Origin of the sequence: Microcoleus sp. N9_A1 (assembly GCF_036701795.1) — a bacterium.
Classification (GTDB): domain Bacteria; phylum Cyanobacteriota; class Cyanobacteriia; order Cyanobacteriales; family Microcoleaceae; genus Microcoleus.
Genome location: NZ_JAUBRI010000108.1, coordinates 13,442 through 14,841, shown reverse-complemented (window position 1 = coordinate 14,841; position 1,400 = coordinate 13,442). Strand labels below are relative to the sequence as shown.

The 1,400-nt window shown below is 47.4% G+C and carries 2 pseudogenes; both read left to right on the top strand.

The window, feature by feature from the left end:
* Nucleotides 1-216: pseudogene (locus QUA58_RS29055) on the top strand (hypothetical protein); the annotation flags it as partial.
* A pseudogene (locus QUA58_RS29050) lies at nt 213-1,400 on the top strand (WD40 repeat domain-containing protein); the annotation flags it as partial. The pseudogenes QUA58_RS29055 and QUA58_RS29050, both read left to right, overlap by 4 nt.

Sequence of the window (1,400 nt, the reverse complement as noted above, 5' to 3'; positions counted from 1 at the left end):
CGCGAGAACAATGTTATAAAAGTACAGCAGGTACTCGGAAAATGGAATTCGTTTTTGCGACATGAGAAAGTAGGGAATGAAACTCGATACACTATCTATCACAACAGTTTTCGGCAGTTTCTCGAAGCGGATGAAACCGTGCAGTCGGCGGGACTAACACTGGAAGATATTAATGATGACATTTGTGATAACGCTATAGACGGAGCGCCGGTATGAGCGAATTAGGTGTGTGGTTGGCGCAGCAGTGTCAGGAAGATCGAGATTTGCTGTTGAAATATCAACCGAAGAGATTTGCGAAACGGGGGAAGGTTGACCGTTATTGTGCTTGGTTGACGGATTTCGGTTTTATTGAGATGAAACTGGATTTTTTGGGGGTACAAGCGCTAATTGATGATTACGATTTGGCGAGGGTTTGTGATCTTTTGTTGTCGGAGGGGCAAAGTCAAACTCTGAGATTGATTCAAGGGGTAATTCGTAAGTCGGCGCACGTTTTGGAGAGGGATAAAACGCAGTTAGCAGGGCAATTTTTGGGGAGATTACTACCTCATGAAGTGACTAGAGTTGTAGAGAAATCTAAGTATTTTTGGGAGTATTTACCATTGATTGGTAGGTTTACCCCCCGTAAACCTGTCAAAAAAGTGACGGAAAAAATCTCGTCACCTGATGACATTCAAGCCATTCTGGAACAAGCAAAGCAGTGGAAAGATAGTCCTTGGCTGCGGCCTTTGAAGGCTAATTTAGAACGGGCAAATGAAGGGGCAGTGCGGACGCTTGTCGGTCATAGTGACTCGGTAAATGCAGTGGCGATCGCACCCGATGGCAAAACCGCGATTTCCGCTTCAGACGATAAAACTCTGAAAATCTGGGACACCGAGACAGGTACCGAACTGCGAACCCTCACCGGTCATACTTACCAGGTACTAGCAGTGGCGATCGCACCAGACGGCAAAACAGCGATTTCCGCTTCATACGATAAAACCCTGAAAATCTGGGACACCGAGACAGGCTCGGAACTCAAAACTCTTACGGGTCATAGTGGGTCGGTATATGCAGTGGCGATCGCACCAGACGGAAAAACAGCGATTTCCGCTTCCAATGATCACACACTGAAAATCTGGGACACCGAGACAGGCTCGGAACTCAAAACTCTTACGGGTCATAGTGGCTCGGTAAATGCAGTGGCGATCGCACCAGACGGCAAAACCGCGATTTCCGCTTCATACGATTGTACCCTGAAAATCTGGGACACCGAGACAGGCTCGGAACTCAAAACTCTCACCTGTCATAGTGACTGGGTACTCAAAACTCTCACCGGTTATACTGACAATGTAAAAGCAGTGGCGATCGCACCAGACGGCAAAACAGCGATTTCCGCTTCACAGGCTAGTACCCTGCAAATC